Annotated in this window: 15 protein-coding genes; 5 read left to right on the forward strand and 10 right to left on the reverse strand. The window is 60.9% G+C overall.

What is annotated here, in order from left to right:
* Window positions 1-3 precede the first annotated feature (3 nt).
* Together KR100_RS12940 and KR100_RS12945 are read right to left on the reverse strand one after the other, a co-directional pair.
* Entirely contained in the window at window positions 4-243 is a 240-nt protein-coding gene (locus KR100_RS12940; RefSeq protein WP_038546822.1) for a hypothetical protein, read from the reverse strand.
* A 30-nt stretch (window positions 244-273) separates the two neighbouring features.
* A complete protein-coding gene (locus KR100_RS12945) occupies window positions 274-672 on the reverse strand; it encodes a hypothetical protein (RefSeq protein WP_239420345.1) in 399 nt (132 codons plus the stop codon).
* 69 nt (window positions 673-741) lie between these two features.
* Here KR100_RS12945 and KR100_RS12950 point away from each other — a divergent pair, with 69 nt between their 5' ends.
* On the forward strand, window positions 742-2400 hold the full coding sequence (locus KR100_RS12950; protein WP_038546827.1) for an alpha-D-glucose phosphate-specific phosphoglucomutase: 1659 nt from the start codon (window positions 742-744) through the stop codon (window positions 2398-2400).
* 26 nt (window positions 2401-2426) lie between these two features.
* On the opposite strand, the gene KR100_RS12955 is transcribed toward KR100_RS12950, so the two are convergent.
* The 3 genes from KR100_RS12955 to KR100_RS12965 are packed head-to-tail and all read right to left on the reverse strand — an operon-like array spanning window position 2427 to window position 7372.
* On the reverse strand, window positions 2427-2732 hold the full coding sequence (locus KR100_RS12955) for a hypothetical protein (protein WP_038546830.1): 306 nt from the start codon (window positions 2730-2732) through the stop codon (window positions 2427-2429).
* Window positions 2732-6175: an efflux RND transporter permease subunit gene (locus KR100_RS12960; protein WP_038546833.1), complete on the reverse strand. Its 3444-nt coding sequence runs from the start codon at window positions 6173-6175 to the stop codon at window positions 2732-2734. Before KR100_RS12960 ends, KR100_RS12955 begins: the two co-directional genes overlap by 1 nt.
* Window positions 6176-6184: 9 nt before the next feature.
* Window positions 6185-7372: an efflux RND transporter periplasmic adaptor subunit gene (locus KR100_RS12965; protein ID WP_038546836.1), complete on the reverse strand. Its 1188-nt coding sequence runs from the start codon at window positions 7370-7372 to the stop codon at window positions 6185-6187.
* 95 nt (window positions 7373-7467) lie between these two features.
* Here KR100_RS12965 and KR100_RS12970 point away from each other — a divergent pair, with 95 nt between their 5' ends.
* A complete protein-coding gene (locus KR100_RS12970) occupies window positions 7468-9759 on the forward strand; it encodes an AAA family ATPase (RefSeq protein WP_081858925.1) in 2292 nt (763 codons plus the stop codon).
* Here the strand turns inward: KR100_RS12970 and KR100_RS12975 are convergent.
* From KR100_RS12975 to KR100_RS15440, 3 genes are all read right to left on the reverse strand, one after another.
* On the reverse strand, window positions 9744-10379 hold the full coding sequence (locus KR100_RS12975) for an alpha/beta hydrolase (RefSeq protein WP_156098122.1): 636 nt from the start codon (window positions 10377-10379) through the stop codon (window positions 9744-9746). The genes KR100_RS12970 and KR100_RS12975 overlap by 16 nt on opposite strands.
* Window positions 10380-10477: 98 nt before the next feature.
* A complete protein-coding gene (locus tag KR100_RS12980; RefSeq protein ID WP_051847554.1) occupies window positions 10478-10996 on the reverse strand; it encodes a hypothetical protein in 519 nt (172 codons plus the stop codon).
* 19 nt (window positions 10997-11015) lie between these two features.
* Window positions 11016-11450, reverse strand: coding sequence for a 4'-phosphopantetheinyl transferase superfamily protein (locus KR100_RS15440; RefSeq protein WP_051847556.1), 435 nt, complete (start codon window positions 11448-11450; stop codon window positions 11016-11018).
* A gap of 230 nt (window positions 11451-11680) precedes the next feature.
* Here KR100_RS15440 and bcp point away from each other — a divergent pair, with 230 nt between their 5' ends.
* Entirely contained in the window at window positions 11681-12148 is a 468-nt protein-coding gene (bcp, locus tag KR100_RS12990) for a thioredoxin-dependent thiol peroxidase (RefSeq protein WP_038546845.1), read from the forward strand.
* On the opposite strand, the gene KR100_RS12995 is transcribed toward bcp, so the two are convergent.
* Window positions 12126-12857 (reverse strand): type III pantothenate kinase, encoded by a 732-nt coding sequence (locus tag KR100_RS12995; protein WP_038546847.1) that lies wholly within the window; start codon window positions 12855-12857, stop codon window positions 12126-12128. The two genes, bcp and KR100_RS12995, sit on opposite strands and share 23 nt — an antisense overlap.
* A 2-nt stretch (window positions 12858-12859) precedes the next feature.
* Window positions 12860-13651 (reverse strand): phosphoadenylyl-sulfate reductase, encoded by a 792-nt coding sequence (locus KR100_RS13000; RefSeq protein WP_038548887.1) that lies wholly within the window; start codon window positions 13649-13651, stop codon window positions 12860-12862.
* Window positions 13652-13718: 67 nt separating this feature from the next.
* Here KR100_RS13000 and KR100_RS13005 point away from each other — a divergent pair, with 67 nt between their 5' ends.
* Window positions 13719-14873, forward strand: a complete 1155-nt coding sequence (locus tag KR100_RS13005) for an NAD(P)/FAD-dependent oxidoreductase (RefSeq protein ID WP_038546850.1) — start codon at window positions 13719-13721, stop codon at window positions 14871-14873.
* Window positions 14870-16537, forward strand: a complete 1668-nt coding sequence (hflX, locus tag KR100_RS13010; RefSeq protein ID WP_038546853.1) for a GTPase HflX — start codon at window positions 14870-14872, stop codon at window positions 16535-16537. The genes KR100_RS13005 and hflX overlap by 4 nt, the downstream gene beginning before the upstream one ends.
* Window positions 16538-16540: the final 3 nt, after the last annotated feature.

Here is a 16540-nt window from a genome sequence, read left to right on the forward strand (position 1 = left end):
GCTTCAGTCGAAATCGAAACTGAAACGCTGCCCCTGCATCAGCCGGCCAACCTCACCGCGAATTTCCTCGAGAAGAGCACCGCTGACTTCGGGATGCTTCTTGATCTCATCAACAAAGCTCTGAACATCGGCCGCCGTCAGGCCGTGGCTTGAGATCTTCTCATTCACCTTGGAGCGGAAGCTCTCAAGAAGAGCTTTCTGATCGTCGTTGAGGGGCTGGGCGCTGGGATGGGTGATTTCCATCTGAGAGGAAGGAAGGGAACGTGAGAAGGGTCAGCGGGACGATGCCTCATCACCAAGCATCTGAAGCAGCGTCTCAGAGGTGGAGAGCATCTCTCCCATGCTGAGTTCGCTCTCCTGACCAGCGATGTTGGTAGCCAGCTCGCATATGGAGGAGGAGCGACCGGCGGCATCGCAGCTGTTGGACAACCGCACCATGGCATTGGACAGCTTGCCCCGCAGACATTCCTCCGATCCGGCCTCGCCGATCACCGCTTCGGCTGCTTTGGCCGCATCAGCGGATGCCTCCGGATAGGGGACTGCCCTCTTCCAGGCCTGGGAGGCCAGAGCCGAGGTGGAGACGAACAGCAGACCCTGGACTCCAGCCAGGAGCAGCAGCATCGATCGGTGCATACCGGAGCCGGAAATGAAGAGCGAGTGGCTGGCGACCACAACTGGTCGCTGGACTACACGCTGCCACGGTCTTCCGTGTTTACGTTTCCGGTAGTCCCACTCTTCGTGATGACCACCTCGGCCCCGGCGGATCCGACCCAGCGTCTGGTACGACTCGAGACCCCCTTCAGCGACCAGAAGCCGGGAACCTCCGGGCTGCGCAAGAGCAGTCGCCGGTTCGAAAAGCCCAACTACCTCGAGAGCTTTGTTGAAGCCGTGTTCCGCACCCTGCCGGGGGTGCAGGGAGGCACGATGGTGCTCGGGGGTGATGGCCGCTACGGCAATCTGCGCGCCATCGACGTGATCCTGCGCATGGGGGCTGCCCACGGCCTCAGCAAGATGATCGTCACCACCGGAGGCATCCTCTCGACCCCTGCCGCCTCCAACCTGATCCGCAAACGCCAGGCCATCGGCGGCATCATCCTGTCCGCCAGCCACAACCCAGGGGGGCCTGAAGGAGATTTCGGCGTGAAGGTGAACGGCTCCAATGGTGGGCCGACCCCCGCGTCCTTCACCGATGCGGTCTACGAATGCACCAAAACCCTTGAGCAGTACTCGATCGTTGAGGCAGCGACGATCCAGCTCGACAGTGCTGGCCTGCACAGCGTCGGCGCCATGCAGGTGGAGGTGATCGACGGCGTCGATGACTTCGTCTCATTGATGCAGGAGCTGTTCGATTTCGACAAGATCCGGGATCTGATTCGTTCGGATTTCCCGCTGGCCTTTGATGCCATGCATGCGGTCACCGGTCCCTACGCCACGCGCTTGCTCGAGGGTCTGCTTGGTGCACCAGCAGGGAGCGTGCGCAACGGCACACCCCTGGAAGACTTTGGCGGCGGCCATCCCGATCCGAACCTCACCTACGCCCACGAGCTGGCTGAGCTGCTGCTCGAGGGAGATGCCTACCGCTTCGGTGCCGCCTGTGATGGCGATGGCGATCGCAACATGATCCTGGGACAGCGCTGCTTTGTGAATCCCAGCGACAGCCTCGCCATACTCACCGCCAACGCCACGCTGGCTCCGGCCTACGCCGAAGGCCTGGCGGGAGTGGCGCGATCCATGCCCACCAGCGCTGCAGTGGATGTGGTGGCCAAAGAGCTGGGTATCGAGTGCTTTGAAACCCCGACGGGCTGGAAATTCTTCGGCAATCTGCTGGATGCCGGCAGGATCACCCTCTGCGGTGAGGAGAGCTTCGGCACCGGCAGCAACCACGTGCGTGAAAAGGACGGGCTCTGGGCCGTGCTGTTCTGGCTGCAGATCCTGGCGGAACGCCGCTGCAGCGTGGCCGAGATCATGGCCGAGCACTGGAAGCGCTTCGGACGCCACTACTACTCTCGCCACGACTACGAAGCCGTCGCCAGCGACGCCGCCCATGGTCTCTACGACCGCCTGGAGAGCATGCTGCCGAACCTGGTGGGCCAGCCCTTTGCCGGACGCAAGATCAGCGCGGCGGACAACTTCAGCTACACCGACCCCGTCGATGGTTCCGTTACCACAGGCCAGGGGCTGCGCATCCTGCTCGAGGACGGCAGCCGGGTGGTGGTGCGTCTCTCCGGAACAGGCACCAAGGGCGCCACGATCCGGGTTTACCTGGAGAGCTATGTGCCCAGCAGCGGGGACCTCAGCCAGGATCCCCAGATCGCCCTGGCGACAATGATCAGCGCCATCAACGACCTGGCCGAGATCCAGCAGCGCACCGGCATGGATCGCCCCACCGTGATCACCTGAGCAAGGTCGACCGGGGTGTGTTGTCCTCAGCGACGCATGCCGCGGTGTCGGTTGTAGCGCCGATAGGCCTCATCGGTGGTTTCCTCCTGAAGCTGGCGCATCGATTCGATTGAGAAACCGGCGAGACCACCCGATGTGATCACCATGATCACGAACAGCCTCGTGCGTTGATCAGGGATCTCCGCCGGGCTGTTCTTGATTAGCACCGTGAGGAAGAAGGCGATAGCTGCTCCGATCGCACTGCCGATCGCAACAGCCACGAGGACCCTCGCCCCGCTGAACGGCTTGCCTTGATTGACCTCTGGTGTCGACGGGGAAGGGGTGGGATCCATCAGCTGGGCTGGGGCGTGGGCTGTCCCTCACTGGATCCACTCCCACCACCTTCAGGTGGTTTGGCATCTGCCTGGCCCAGCAAGGACTTCATCACCACGAAGAAGACAGGCACCACAAGGGTGGACAGGAACGTGGCCACAAGCAATCCACCGAACACCACCAGGCCCAGTGATGCCTGGCTCTGGGCACCAGCCCCACTGGCCAGCATTAACGGCAGGAAACCGGTCAGGGAGGAGATCGATGTCATCAGAATCGGCCGCAGTCGCGACTTGGCTGCGAAACGGGCCGCATCGATCGCCGACATCCCCTTACCCATCTGCTGGTTGGCAAGGTCGACAATCAGGATGGCGTTACCACCCGCCAAACCGATCAACATCACCAGACCCACCTGGGCGTAGATGTTGAGCACCTGGCCAGCGCCGCCGAGGAACACCAGAGCTCCCAGCAAGGCGGTGGGAACCGTCAAAAGGATGATGATCGGGTCGGTGTAGCTCTCGTACTGAGCGGAGAGCACCAGGAACACAGCCAGGATGCCGAGGGCGAAGATCACCACGGCCAGCGATCCTGCCTTGACTTCCTCGCGGGAGATCCCGGTCCAGTCGTAACCAAGTCCCTGGTACTTACCGTCTTCGAATGTCTTCTTCATGGCGGAGATCGCCTGTCCGGAGCTTCGTCCCGGTGCCGGACTTCCTTCCACTTTGATCGAACGGAATAGGTTGAAGTGTGGAATCACACTGGGACCGTTGATCGGCTTGATCGTGAAGAACTCAGACAGGGGAATCTGCTCACCTTGGTTGTTGGAGACGTAACTGGATGTGAGCTGCTGGGGCTTGGATCGATTGATATCATCCGACTGCACATAGACCCTTCGAACCTTGCCCTCCTGGAATGTGTCATTCACATAGGCACCACCAAAGTTCACACTGAAAGCTGACATCGCACTGCCGTAATCCACGCCCAGTGACGCCATCGTTTCGCGATCAACGGTGATCTCGTACTGCGGGGACTCAGGTGCAAACAGGGTGTAAACGCGATTCAACAACGGATTGGCATTGCTGGCTTGAATGATTTGTCCGGCCGAGCCAAAGAAATCAGACAATGAATAGGCGCCACTGCTGCGATCGAGGAGCTGAAATTCAAAACCAGCACCGGTTCCGTAGCCCGGAATCGAAGGCGGCTCAACCACAATCACGCGGCCGGCATCGATCTGGTCGTAGAACTTTTTGTTCAACCGTTCCACAATCGCCGCCAGAGATTGCTCTTTGTCAGGACGTTCATCCCAGTGTTTGGTTCCAAAGAAGAACAAACCCTTGTTAGGCGCATTACCGTCGAGACTGGCGCCACTGAATAAGGCAGCCGACGCGATATCAGGCTCCGATCTCAGGATCTCGGCAACCTTTTTGTTGATCTCCAGAGTCTTTTCATTGGACACACCCTCTGGGGCCTGAACAAAGCCAACGGAGAAGCCCTGGTCTTCAATCGGGACAAAACCCGCAGGCACACGGGTGAAGGCGAAACCCGTCAGAAGAATGCCCACCGCCAGAATTCCCATCACGACAGGACGGGCCTTCAATGCCATGTCGAGAATGCTCGAGTAGCGCTTTTCAAATCCGCCATAGAAACGGTTGAACCCGGAGAAGATCACAGGAACGAACCAGCCGACGACAAGACCGATCGCGGAGAACAACAGGACTGGGAACAGGTTGGTGAGACCGGATGTCACCACTCCCACCACAGCTCCACCGACGGCGAAGGGCAGCCTCAACGGCAGACGCGTCACCTTTGACGCAATAAAGCCAATGATGGCGCCGATGATGGTGGGGATCAGCGCTTGTACGGCTCCATTACCAGCACTGAGCAGTCCATAGATAAAACCGAGGGTGACTCCCGCAACGGCGTACTGATTGCGTTTGAGCTCCTTTGTTTCTCTCGAGAGCAAAAGGGCCGACAGCATCGGAGAGAACGTGAGGGCGTTGAAGGTGGAGATGCTGATTGAGAACAGAATCGTGGCAGCGAACTGCTTGTAAATCGTTCCGGTGGCGCCCGGGAAGAACAGCACCGGAATGAACACGGCCATCTTCACCAACGAGGTAGCGATCACGGCGCTGAACAATTCGTCCATGGTTTCCATGGCCGCCTGAACCGCCGTTCGGCCCTCCTCCTTCTTGGCGGAGGTGTCCTCCACCACCGTGATGGCGTCATCCACCACAAGTCCTGTAGCGAGCACGAGGCCGAACAAAGTGAGCTGGTTCAAGGAGAAACCGAACGCCAACACAAGGCCGAAGGTTCCGATCAAAGCGACGGGGATAGCGATCGCAGGAACCAGCGTTGCTTTCCAGTTCTGAAGAAACAGGAACAGGATCAACACCACCAGGATCACCGCGTCCCTGAGGGAGTTGGTCACACCCTTGATCGATTGATTGATGAAGTCGGTGACATCAAAGATCTTCTCGACTTCCAAACCGACGGGGAGTATTTTTTCGAAGTCGCTGATCACCTCCTTCACACCATCGGAGACGACGATGGCGTTACTGCCCGTGAGCTGATAAATCGCAACACCAACAGCTGGATTACCACGCAGATCAATGGCGTCGACACCATACACTTCACCGCCAAGGCTCACTCTGCCAACGTCTTTAAGCCGGATCAGACCACCGTCGTCAGTCGTTTTGAGGATGATGTTCTCAAATTCTTTCTCTGTGGTCAGTCGACCCTGCAACTGAACAGTGAAGGTGAATTCCTGACCTTTCGGTGCTGGAGCACCACCAATCTTTCCAGCAGGAACAAGACGGTTCTGACTGCGCAACTGCGTGACAACATCATTGGCCGAAATACCATTGGCGGCCAGTTGTTCAGGATCCAACCAGAGGCGGAATGCAATTTTGCGGTTGCCGAAGTACACCACCTCGCCAACACCCTGAACACGTTTGATATTGTCAGTTAGATTCTTGTCTAGATATCCACTGATTGTTTCAACGCTGTATTCAGTTTGTGATGGGTCTTTATTGATGAAGTTGTAAACCAACAGAGCTGAAGTCGACGATTTGTTGACCGTGACCCCTGATTTGCGAACTTCTTCAGGCAGCTGAGGTTCCGCCAGGGCAACCCGGTTCTGAACATTCACCTGGTTGATATTGGCGTCCGTGCCGCTGTTGAACGACACGCGGATGGAACTCACGCCATCGGCCGAACTGTTGGAGGTGATGTAATCCATCTCCTCAACCCCGTTGATCTGCTGTTCAAGAACAGAGGTCACACCCTGCTCAACGGACACGGCGTCGGCTCCTACATAAGTGGCTTGAACCTTCACCGTTGGTGGAGCGATGTCAGGAAGGTTCTCAATCGGCAGGATCGGAATGGCAATCAAGCCAACGATCACAATCAGCAGGCTGCAGACCGTGCTAAGGACCGGCCTGGTGATGAAGTTATTGGAAGCGGACATTGATCAACCTCAGTTCGCTGGAGCTGGAGCCGCCTCAGAAGCAGCGTCTTTGGTCAGGATCTGGACAGGCATGCCGTGCTTGAGGTTGAGCAGGTTGGTGGTGGCCACCTTCGCGTTGGGCTTCAGGCCTTCAGTGATCGGATAGAGATCATTTTCCAGTTCACCCACCTTCACCGGTGTCTGAATCACAAACTGAGTGCTCGCAGGGATTTTGCCGGCCTCAATCGCTTTGCTCAGCGTGTCGATGTCCGCCTTCCCCGGCGTGGCCTTGAGCTCATCGAAACTGCCGAGCCGGAACACAAAACTCTGACCGGAGGTCTGGGTCACCGCTGCGAAAGGAACAGACAGCTCTTCCTTGGCCTTGATCAGAACGCGGGTGCGAAGACGCTGACCATTCAGCAGTTTTTCATCGGGATTGACGAACACGGCCTTCACCAACAGTGCCTGGGTCTTGGTGTTGATCTGGGGGTTGATCGTGTCCACCTTGCCGGTGGCGATCACAGCGTCACTGCCGGGAGCGCTGAGGAGCACCGGTTGTCCAATGGCCAAACGTTCTGAGAACACCGCCGGCACTTCCACACGAGCCTCAAGCTCGTTGTTCTGAACAATGCTGGTGAGGGTCTGGCCTTTGTTGATCACATCACCAACCTTCACCAGAACATCGGAGATGAATCCTCCGGTCGGGGCCCGCAGGTTGCTGTAGCTGAGATTCGCCTCGATCGACTTGATCTGCTCCTTGGCGGAAATCACCCGTTCGCGGGCTGTGTTGTATTGCGTGCGGTAGCTGTCGCGCTGCTTGTCGGAGGCCGCTCCCTGCGTGGCCAAATATTCGTAGCGATCAAGGTTGGTCTTGGCGGTTTCGGCCTGGGCTTCCTCTTCCGCGAGCTTGGCCCTGGCTCGGGCGAGCTCAGCCTGGGTCTGAACCTGGTCGAGCACCAGAAGCAACTGCCCGGGCTCGACCTCATCTCCCTGACGAATTTTCAGCTCGAGAATGCGACCTGACTCCTGGGCAGCCAGTTCAACGCGATTGGTGGCTTCCAGGGTGCTGACGGTGTCGACCCCTTCGGTGAACTCAGCTTGCGTCGCTGTTGCTGCCTGAACCTTCGGCGGTGGTGGCTGGGCCGCTTCCTCCCCTTTACAGGAGCTGACCATGATCAGGGCAGCCAGGGGAAGAAGCAGTCGCAGCGGTCGACGCACTTAGCAGAAGTCTCTGAGCGGATTATGAGCACGATCTCGCAAGATGACGACTACCCACTGCAGGCGGCACAATTGGCACCACGCAGTGACGCGGCTTGAGCCAGGACCTCTTCGCGTTTCATGGCGAACAACAGCGCCGCCGGATGGCGCCGCTGGCCGATCGCATGCGCCCACGGGACCTGGACGAGTTCGAGGGACAGCAAGGAATCCTTGCGGAAGGTCGCCTGCTGCGGCGAGCCATCGCCGCCGATCGCGTCGGCAATGTGATCCTGCATGGTCCGCCAGGGGTTGGCAAAACGACCCTGGCGCGGATCATCGCCAATCACACCCGTGCTCACTTCAGCAGCCTCAACGCCGTTCTGGCAGGGGTGAAAGACCTCCGAACCGAGGTGGATGCAGCTCGTCTGCGGCTGGATCGCCATGGATTGCGCACCATCCTGTTCATCGATGAGGTGCATCGCTTCAACAGTACCCAGCAGGATGCCTTGTTGCCCTGGGTGGAGAACGGGACGGTCAGCCTGATCGGAGCCACCACAGAGAACCCCTACTTCGAGGTGAACAAGGCCCTGGTGAGTCGCTCACGCCTGTTCAGGCTCACGCCGCTGGAGCCCGACGACCTGCACCAGTTGCTGCAGCGGGCGATCGATGACCCGGAACGGGGCTATGGCCGGCAGACGGTGCAGCTCAGCCGGGAGGCCGCCGCCCATCTTGTGGATGTGGCCGGCGGCGATGCCCGCAGCCTGCTCAATGCCCTGGAACTCGCTGTGGAAAGCAGTGAAGTTGATGACCAGGGAGCCATCCAGATCGACCTGGCGATCGCCGAGGAATCGATTCAGCAGCGTGCCGTGCTGTACGACAAACATGGGGATGCCCACTACGACACGATCAGCGCCTTCATCAAGTCGCTGCGGGGATCCGACGCCGATGCAGCTCTGTTCTGGCTGGCTCGGATGGTGGAAGCCGGAGAAAATCCTCGCTTCATTTTCCGGCGGATGCTGATCGCTGCTGGAGAAGACATCGGGCTGGCGGATCCCCAGGCCGTGGTGGTGGTGGAAGCCTGCGCTGCCGCCTTTGATCGGGTTGGCCTGCCCGAGGGGCTGTATCCCCTCGCTCAGGCGGCCATCTACCTGGCCGGTGCTGAGAAAAGCAACAGCGTGCTGGGCTTTTTCGACGCCCTGAAAACCGTGCGCGCCGCCAACCGTCAGGACGTCCCCAGCCACCTGCGGGACGCCAATCGCGATGGAGCCGCCTTCGGCGATGGTGTGGGCTACCGCTATCCCCATGCCTACGCCGAACACTGGGTGGAGCAGCAATACCTCCCCACCGCCCTGCAAGGAGAGGTGTTCTGGCAGCCAGGGCATCTGGGCTGGGAAGGCGAGCGCCGCGATCGCATGGCTGAGCGCCGGGCCGCCCAGCTCGCCGCGGCCGCTGAGCTGGCGGTGGAGCAGCCGCTGCTCCTGAGTAGCGGACCTGACAGTCCGGCGCTGGAGCGTTGGATCCAGCGCCAGCTGGGACAGGAGGGTGAACGACTGAATCGACTGCGGCTGAGGCTCTGGCAGGGTGTGACCTGGGAACGGACCGACCGGGTGCTGCTCGTTGGCATGCGCTCACTGCTCTGGGCGATTGATCCACTCGCGCAGGTCCCGGAAGGTGGTGTGACGCTGCTGGCGGACTCGGAGGAGGATCGACTGCGCCTGGAGGCCCAGCTGGACTTGCTCGAGGCAGAGCGACGCCCCCAGGTGATCTGCGGTGGGCACGAAGCCCTCAATGAGCTGTTGCCGCAACACGGTTTCGAGTGGATCGGAGGCCGACTCGGCGCACTCGACCTGCAACAGGCGGACACGTCACAGCTCTGGAGTGCTCTTGTCGAACGCTGCACAGCCAGCACCCGACTTCGACTCCTGATCAGCCGACCTGAGGCAGGGCCCGCCACAGCTTTGTTGAACACGCATCAGCTTCTGGGGGGCAGCCAATCGATCGATGAACATGCAGAGAAGAAGTCTTCAGCCAACAACCGATCACTGCAAGCCCTGCTGAAGGAGGAACAACGCTGGCTCGAGGGACTTCAGACCCCAGACAAGGAGCTCAAACGCCTGGGATGGCAGCTGGTGGAGGACGACTGGATCGAGACTCTGGATCTCGGCGGCGGCGCCGCTCTTGAGCAACGGTGGCTGGCGGACGGCTCCGCCTATCGCCAGGCCATGCAGGCCGTCGACCAAACCGTGTTCGAAACCTTGCGTCCAATGCTGCAACAGCAAGGCCGCCTGGGACTGGCACTGCCGATGCGCCATCAGCTGTTGACAGGCCGATTCAAGGCCACAAAAAAAGCCCCGATTTCCCGGGGCTCTGTGAAAAGGGGCTCAAAACCTGATCACCAGAGGGGCTGAGCAGGAACGGCAGCAGGTGCAGGAGCAGCAGGCTCAGGAAGTGCAGAGTTGGCCTGCACGCAAGCGGGCAGGAACACATACCAGGATAGAAGGGAGGTGCACTGAGCATCACCTTCGCACTTGTCAGGGGCACAGACATTCTGAACACCGTCGTAAGTGTTGCAGGTGTCGGCCAGACGGAAGTCGACAGGAAGTGCGGCCATGATGCCGGCTGAAGACAGCTTGCCGTCGACGGAATCAAGGATGATGGCGGAGCGGAGAGCAACCACAGCGGTGCTCTTCATCTTCCAGTAGGGAAAGTAGGAGCGGGTCTGGTCCTTAAGGAACTTAACACCGTCGCTGGAGTACAGGAAGCGGGAGACACCGACGACGTCGACGGTATAGGTCTTGGACAGACCTTCCTGAACCTCTTCAGCGGTCCAGCCGGAGCCGTTGATGCCGGCCAGAAGAGCACGGTCGGTGATGTCACCGGAATCAAGGAAAGTCTTGAATGCGCTGAAACCGGTGGACCAAACGGCACCACCGGTATTCCAGCGAACAGGCGTGGCGGCCTTCGCAGGAGCAGCCAGAGCAGCGAGAGAGGCACCGGCGAGGAGGCCGGCGGCGAGACGAGTGAACACGGACGACAAAAGGGGACGTCACTCAAAAAATAGCTGTGAAAGGAAAAATCGCCAACAAAACGTTCGGGTTCTGGATTGTCTCCACAACTCTGTCGTACTCAACGCTGTACCTCCGGAATGTCGATGCTGATCCAGGACGCCGGACAATCGCTTTCGAACGGTTTCAGAACCTGGTCTCGAGTTCCCTTGCAATACCGCGTCGACAAGCGGTTTTCGCGCCTCTCCACCAGGGCCAGATAAGCCGTGTCTCCACGCCTTGGCTCGATCCAAAGCCTGGTGGAGATGGCATCACTGTGCACCATCGTTTTGGCCTCGTCCATCGGAGACAGTCCGAGCTCGACAAGGGATCCAGCAAAGGACCCCCAGTAATGACGGGTCATCTGCCCGCGCGTGAAATCCTGAAGCAGGACTTCCGCTTGCCGTTGCTGATCAAGGCTGAACTCCCGTTCGCTGAGCCTCGCCTCAAGAGCCGTCTGATCCGCAGCTATGGCAAGGGTGGAGCTCCCGTCCAGCCCGATGATCCGCCGCGGCCTAACCAGGCCGGAGATCCCGATGAACACCAGTGCCATAGCCGCAGCCGCGCCACTCAACTGCACCGCAACAGAGCGGTTGCCCATCAACCTTCCAGATGACGCCTCAGGGTAGGCAGACCATCGGCGTATGTCCGGCTTCCAAAGCATTGTTGGCAATCGCCAGCCACCAGTGGCCAACGGTCATGTGCCGCAGCTTCACCTGCAGGCCCTGGTCAGGATGCCTGGCATGCGCCTGCGAATGACTCCAGGACCAGCGTCCCAGATCCATTGCCAGGGAGCCTTTCTGCCACTTGATCGCCGCCTCCTTGCCAATCCACTGACGCAGAACTTCGCGTCTGAGAGCGTCTGAGGAGAGCCCTTTCCAGCTGGCTCGATCCTCTGGATGAAAAAACCGCTGAGCGAGGGCAGCGGCGTTGAAACAACGATCAGCACGCTCGATGTCGACGCCGATTGCTTCACGGGACCAGCCCAGCAGCAGGGCATCACGGGTGTGGCTGATGCTCACGTGACCCCAGCCCGGTTCCAGGGATGGGGCCATCCCAGGTGGCGCCCTCAGAGGAATCAGCTGAGACGGCACACCCAGACAGTCCGACAAGCAGGCCCGCAGCCAGGACCTGGAGCGGCGGTACTGTTCCGAGCGACCTCCCGTCAGCCCAGAAGCCCAGACAGACTCCTGCTGCGAAAGCCTGACTGGCAGCGGTAACCAACGTTCGACCGGGATCAGCCAAAGGGCCGTTACGCTTTCACCAGCGTGTTGCTCCTGGTTTCGTGGCTCTTCAGATCGGTGATCCCGCACCTGATTTCACACTCCCCGATCAGAACGGCGACCCCGTGAAGCTGTCCGATCTGAAGGGCCAGCGGGTCGTCATCTACTTTTATCCCAAAGACGACACGCCCGGATGCACCAAGGAGGCGTGCAATTTCAGAGACCGCTGGTCCAGCTTTGAAGATCACGGGATCCGGGTGCTCGGCATCAGCAAAGACAATGCCACATCCCACGCCAAGTTCATCGGCAAGCACGAGCTTCCCTTCACCCTGCTGACTGACCTGGAACCCTGTCCGGTCGCTGCCAGCTACGACAGCTACGGCCTCAAGAAATTCATGGGGCGCGAATACATGGGAATGATGCGCCACACCTTTGTGATCGATGCCGAAGGCAAGTTGGAGCAGATCTATCTGAAAGTGAAAGCGGCCACGATGGCCGACACCATCCTCAGCGATCTCGGTCTGGACTGAAGGTTTCGATCCACTTCACCAACCCTTTCAGAACCAGGTCTGGATCTGTTGTGACAGCTGGCTCGATCGACGCACTGCCGCGCTCAAGCAGTTCCCGTTGCAGAGGTTTTGAGTCGCCACCGCAGATCCAGAGGCAGGCACCCGAGCATGACTGCGCTTCCCGCACCGCCCCGGCCATGGCCTGCAGGGCTCCGCGCACCATCGCTGAAGCGGTGTCGCGGGGGAAGCGATCACGGGGCTCGCTCACTGGATCAGGGCAGGGCAGTGACGTCGTCCCGCCATCCATCGCCGCTAGCTGCAGGCGCAACCCCGGACTCAGCTGTCCTCCGACGAAGGTACCCTCAGCGTTGAGCAGCGTCAGGCTCAGCACCGTTCCAGCATCGGCAAGCAGCAGGCCGGAACCAAGATCCAGTCCTGATGTCTGGCTGATGTCCCAAGCAGCCCAGGCGCCAAGGACTCGATCCACTCCCAACCAGTCCGGACAACCCGGCAGCGGAACATCCCGGCTGGTGAGTCGATCCTGTTGCTCGAGGGCCACCTCGACGGGTACCGATCCCACCGCCGCCCAGATCAAACCGCCCTGCTGCTGAGCAGCCGTGAGACGGGCGCAGTCCTGGGGACCGTGATCAAAGCGCCAGCAGGATCCGTCGTGTTCCGCCCAGTGCCAGCGGCTGTTGCCGATCAGAAGACCACGGGAGACGGACGGCACCGTCAGATGCCATCCCCCATCATCCCCTCACCGGACGGCTGTGGAACATGAATCCCGCATTCCTGTTTCAGACCGCCGAAGCGGGTGTCGCGGCCACTCTGACCGGCGGCATCCGGCCCACTGGAATGCCAGTCACCAACCGTGGAGTAGCCCTGTTCAAACAGGGGATGCTGGGGAAGACCGTTCTCCTGCATGTAGTAGTAGACGTCCCTGTTGGTCCAATCCAGCAATGGGTGAAGGGCCAGGCGACCCCGGATCGGATCAAGCCAGGTCATGCTCTGGCGCAGATCGGTCTGCTTCCGTCGCACCCCGCTGGCCCAGCAGTCAACACCAAGGGACGAGAACGTCTGCTCGAGGGGATCGACTTTCCGAATCCGGTGATAAAGCTCCAGGTCTGCAACGTCACCCGTTTCCCAGAGGCGACCATGCAACGCCTCCATCCGTGCAGGAGAAAGCGCAGACTGGGCCACAACCAGGTTGATGCCCAGGCTCTGGGTCAGCGTGTCGGCGTAGTGGTACGTCTCGCTGGGCAGATAGCCGGTATCCACCCAGATCACAGGGATCCGACGCCCGGCTGGGAGTGAGCTGAGCAGGTGCAGCAACACCGCCGACTGGATTCCGAAACTGGTCGTGAGGGCGAAGGTCTCGGGATAGGTCTCCACTGCCCAGGCCAGCTTCTGCTGGGCAGAAAGGCCGTCGAGTTGCGAGCGAAACACAGCAAGGTCCTTCGCGGCAGGCGCTGACGTCTGTCCAGGAATCGCTGTGCCCACCATGCCGTCCGACGTCTCCGTCATCACACCATCTTCACCTGTCACCGACCCTGAGACTCTGCCTATCCTTCCAACAGAACTAGCGTCGCGGATGCTGCAGGAGCCGTTATCCACCAACTGCTCCCTGATCGTGGGTGGTGGATTCGGCGGACTGACGGCAGCCCTGTCACTGGCTGAACAGCAACCCCGCAGTCCGGTTGTGCTGATCGAACCCGGGTCTCAGTTCCTGTTTCAGCCCCACCTGTATGAACTGCTGAGCGATGAGCTCCAGGCCTGGGAAGTGGCTCCTGCCTACAGGGATCTGATCAGCAATCGGGGGATCAGCTGGATCCAGGACCGGGTGGTCTCCATCGATACGAGCGCACGGACCGTCAGCACCGCTTCAGGGCATCGGTTGCCCTGGAGTCAGCTGCTGCTGGCCTGCGGCTCCCGTCCGAATGACTTCGGCATTCCCGGAGTCAAGGACAACGCCCTCGGATTTCAGAACCTCGACGATGTTCACACCCTGAAGTGTCTGATCCGTGATCTCCGCCAGCGGCGCCTCAGCCATGCAGCCCTGGTCATCGTCGGAGCCGGGCCCACCGGAGTGGAACTGGCCTGCAAACTGGCGGATCTTCTGACCGGCAGCGCCCGCCTGCACCTGATCGAACAGGGCGCGACAATCCTGCCGAACAGCCCGGCCTTCAATCGCGAGCGGGCTGTCGCAGCCCTGGAACGACGCGATGTCACGGTGCACCTGAACACGGCGGTGACCGCTGTGACGCCAACCAGTGTTGAGCTCGGCAGCGGAACTCCTCTCGCCCATCACGGTCTGATCTGGACGGCAGGGAGCCGTCCGAATCTCCCGGAGATGCTGCCGGCCCCTGCCATGGCGATGGGGCGGCTTGCCATCGATGCCACGTTGCGCCTCGTGGATCAACCTTCCGTGTTCGCCATCGGTGATCTGTCGTGCTGCGAAAGCGATCCCTGGCCAAGCACAGCCCAGGTGGCCATGCAGCAGGGGGTGGCCGTCGCCCGATCCATCCATCAGCAGCAGCAGCATCAGGATGAGGAGCCCGCACCGTTCCGTTTCGAAGATCGTGGAGAAATGCTGAGCCTCGGCATCGGTGACGCCACCCTCACCGGCATGGGCATCACCCTGGCGGGACCACTGGCCTTCGGAATTCGCCGGGCGACCTACCTCACACGACTGCCTGGCCTGTCTCTGGGGCTGCGCTCTGCAGGTGCCTGGCTGCTGGGTCGTTGAAGCAGGCTCACCTCGCCGGCCGCACCCGAGGTCTTCGCCCCAAGCAGCATCGTCAGCTGGATCGATTGAGCCATCGCCGCCATCCGGAAAGCGCGGGGGCTGATCTGCTCACGCTTGAACGTCTGGCGGATCTGGCCGCGGAACTGGTGCAACCGCTGCATCTCGTTCTCGACGGACGGGGACTCTGTCGGCTGCTCTGGGTTGGACCTCTTTCCGGCTCCGAATCACTGCTGCAGCACCTGCCGGAAGCACCACGCCGTCAGGCCGGGGGTTGGAGGCTGGTGAGCTGTTGCCATCAGCAGAGCCTGCACCCCAACCCGAAGGATGCCGTGGTGGCTCTCGACCTCGCACCACGGAGCTGGCTGTGGTTCAGCGACCGTCCAGCACCCGATGGTCAGCGTCCAGCAGCGCTGCTGCGCCCGGAGCCGGCGGAGACCTGCGGCTGGTACGAACTCGGTCGCGGCGACCTTCGGCAGCTCTGCCAGGGAGAGCACGACCCCGGCGGCAGCGCTCCGCTTCAACGGCAGGTCCGCAGCGACAGCACGGAACGGGTCCTGCTGCTCACCCTTTCCACACGTGACAGGATCCGCAACGAACGGGACCTGTCGGAACTGGAGGGGCTGGTGCGCAGCGCCGGCGCCAGGCCTGTCGCTGTGATCCGTCAACGGCCTGGACAGACCAACGCCCAGACGCTCTGGGGCACCGGCAAGCTGCAGGAGGCAGCCCTGGAGGTCCGCCGCAATCAGGCTTCGCTGGTGATCACCGACCGGGAGCTCACCCCGGTGCAATCCAGAACCCTGGAACGCCTGCTGGACTGCCCCGTGATGGACCGCAGCGAGCTGATCCTCGACATTTTCGCGCAGCGGGCCGGCAGCGCCGCAGGGCGACTGCAGGTGGAGCTGGCCCAGCTGCGCTACCGCTTGCCGAGACTCCTCGGCCGGGGTCGGAGCCTCTCCAGGCAGGGCGGAGGCATCGGCACCCGGGGGCCTGGGGAGACACAGCTTGAAAAAGATCGACGCGCCATCGCTCGCCGGATCGAGCGTCTGCTGCGCGATCTCAGACAGCTCCGTGAACACCGCAGCCGTCTGCGGGAACAACGCCGTGCCTTGCCCAGGGTGGCCCTCGTCGGCTACACCAACGCCGGCAAATCAAGCCTGCTGAATGCTCTGTGCTGCCGGCGCGAGAGCCACAGGGTTCTGGCGGAAAACAAGCTGTTCGCCACGCTGGATCCCACCACGCGGCGCCTGGAAATGCCCTGCCTTGGAGCAGCTCCGAAGACGCTCCTGCTGACCGACACGGTGGGCTTCATTCGAGATCTGCCGGAACCGCTGGTTGAAGCCTTCGGAGCCACCCTGGAGGAAACCCTCGATGCAGACATCCTTTTGCTGGTGGTCGACCTGGCCGACCCGGACTGGTCACACCAGTTGATCACCGTGCATCGACTGCTCGATTCACTCGGCAGTCAGAGCTTCCGCCAGGTCGTCGCCAATCAGATCGACCGTTGTTCCCTGGATGCCATTGATGCCATCCGTCGTCAGGAGCCCGGCTGCCTGTTCCTTTCAGCCCTGCGCGGAGATGGCCTGCTTGGCCTGCAGCAGTGGCTGCTTGAGCAGTTTTTTGATCCGGGGGCAGAATCAGGCGCAATGGCCGGTCTGGACACCTAAGGA

The sequence above is a fragment of the Synechococcus sp. KORDI-100 genome (assembly GCF_000737535.1).
Lineage (GTDB): Bacteria > Cyanobacteriota > Cyanobacteriia > PCC-6307 > Cyanobiaceae > Parasynechococcus.

Excerpts from the sequence above, each read along its gene's own strand:
- KR100_RS12950 (WP_038546827.1), top strand. The coding sequence starts at position 742 with ATGACCACCTCGGCCCCGGCGGATCCGACCCAGCGTCTGGTACGACTC.
- KR100_RS12960 (WP_038546833.1), bottom strand. The coding sequence starts at position 6,175 with ATGTCCGCTTCCAATAACTTCATCACCAGGCCGGTCCTTAGCACGGTC.
- KR100_RS15440 (WP_051847556.1), bottom strand. The coding sequence starts at position 11,450 with ATGGCCCCATCCCTGGAACCGGGCTGGGGTCACGTGAGCATCAGCCAC.
- KR100_RS13005 (WP_038546850.1), top strand. The coding sequence starts at position 13,719 with ATGCTGCAGGAGCCGTTATCCACCAACTGCTCCCTGATCGTGGGTGGT.
- KR100_RS13000 (WP_038548887.1), bottom strand. The coding sequence starts at position 13,651 with ATGACGGAGACGTCGGACGGCATGGTGGGCACAGCGATTCCTGGACAG.
- KR100_RS12980 (WP_051847554.1), bottom strand. The coding sequence starts at position 10,996 with ATGGGCAACCGCTCTGTTGCGGTGCAGTTGAGTGGCGCGGCTGCGGCT.
- KR100_RS12940 (WP_038546822.1), bottom strand. The coding sequence starts at position 243 with ATGGAAATCACCCATCCCAGCGCCCAGCCCCTCAACGACGATCAGAAA.
- KR100_RS12955 (WP_038546830.1), bottom strand. The coding sequence starts at position 2,732 with ATGGATCCCACCCCTTCCCCGTCGACACCAGAGGTCAATCAAGGCAAG.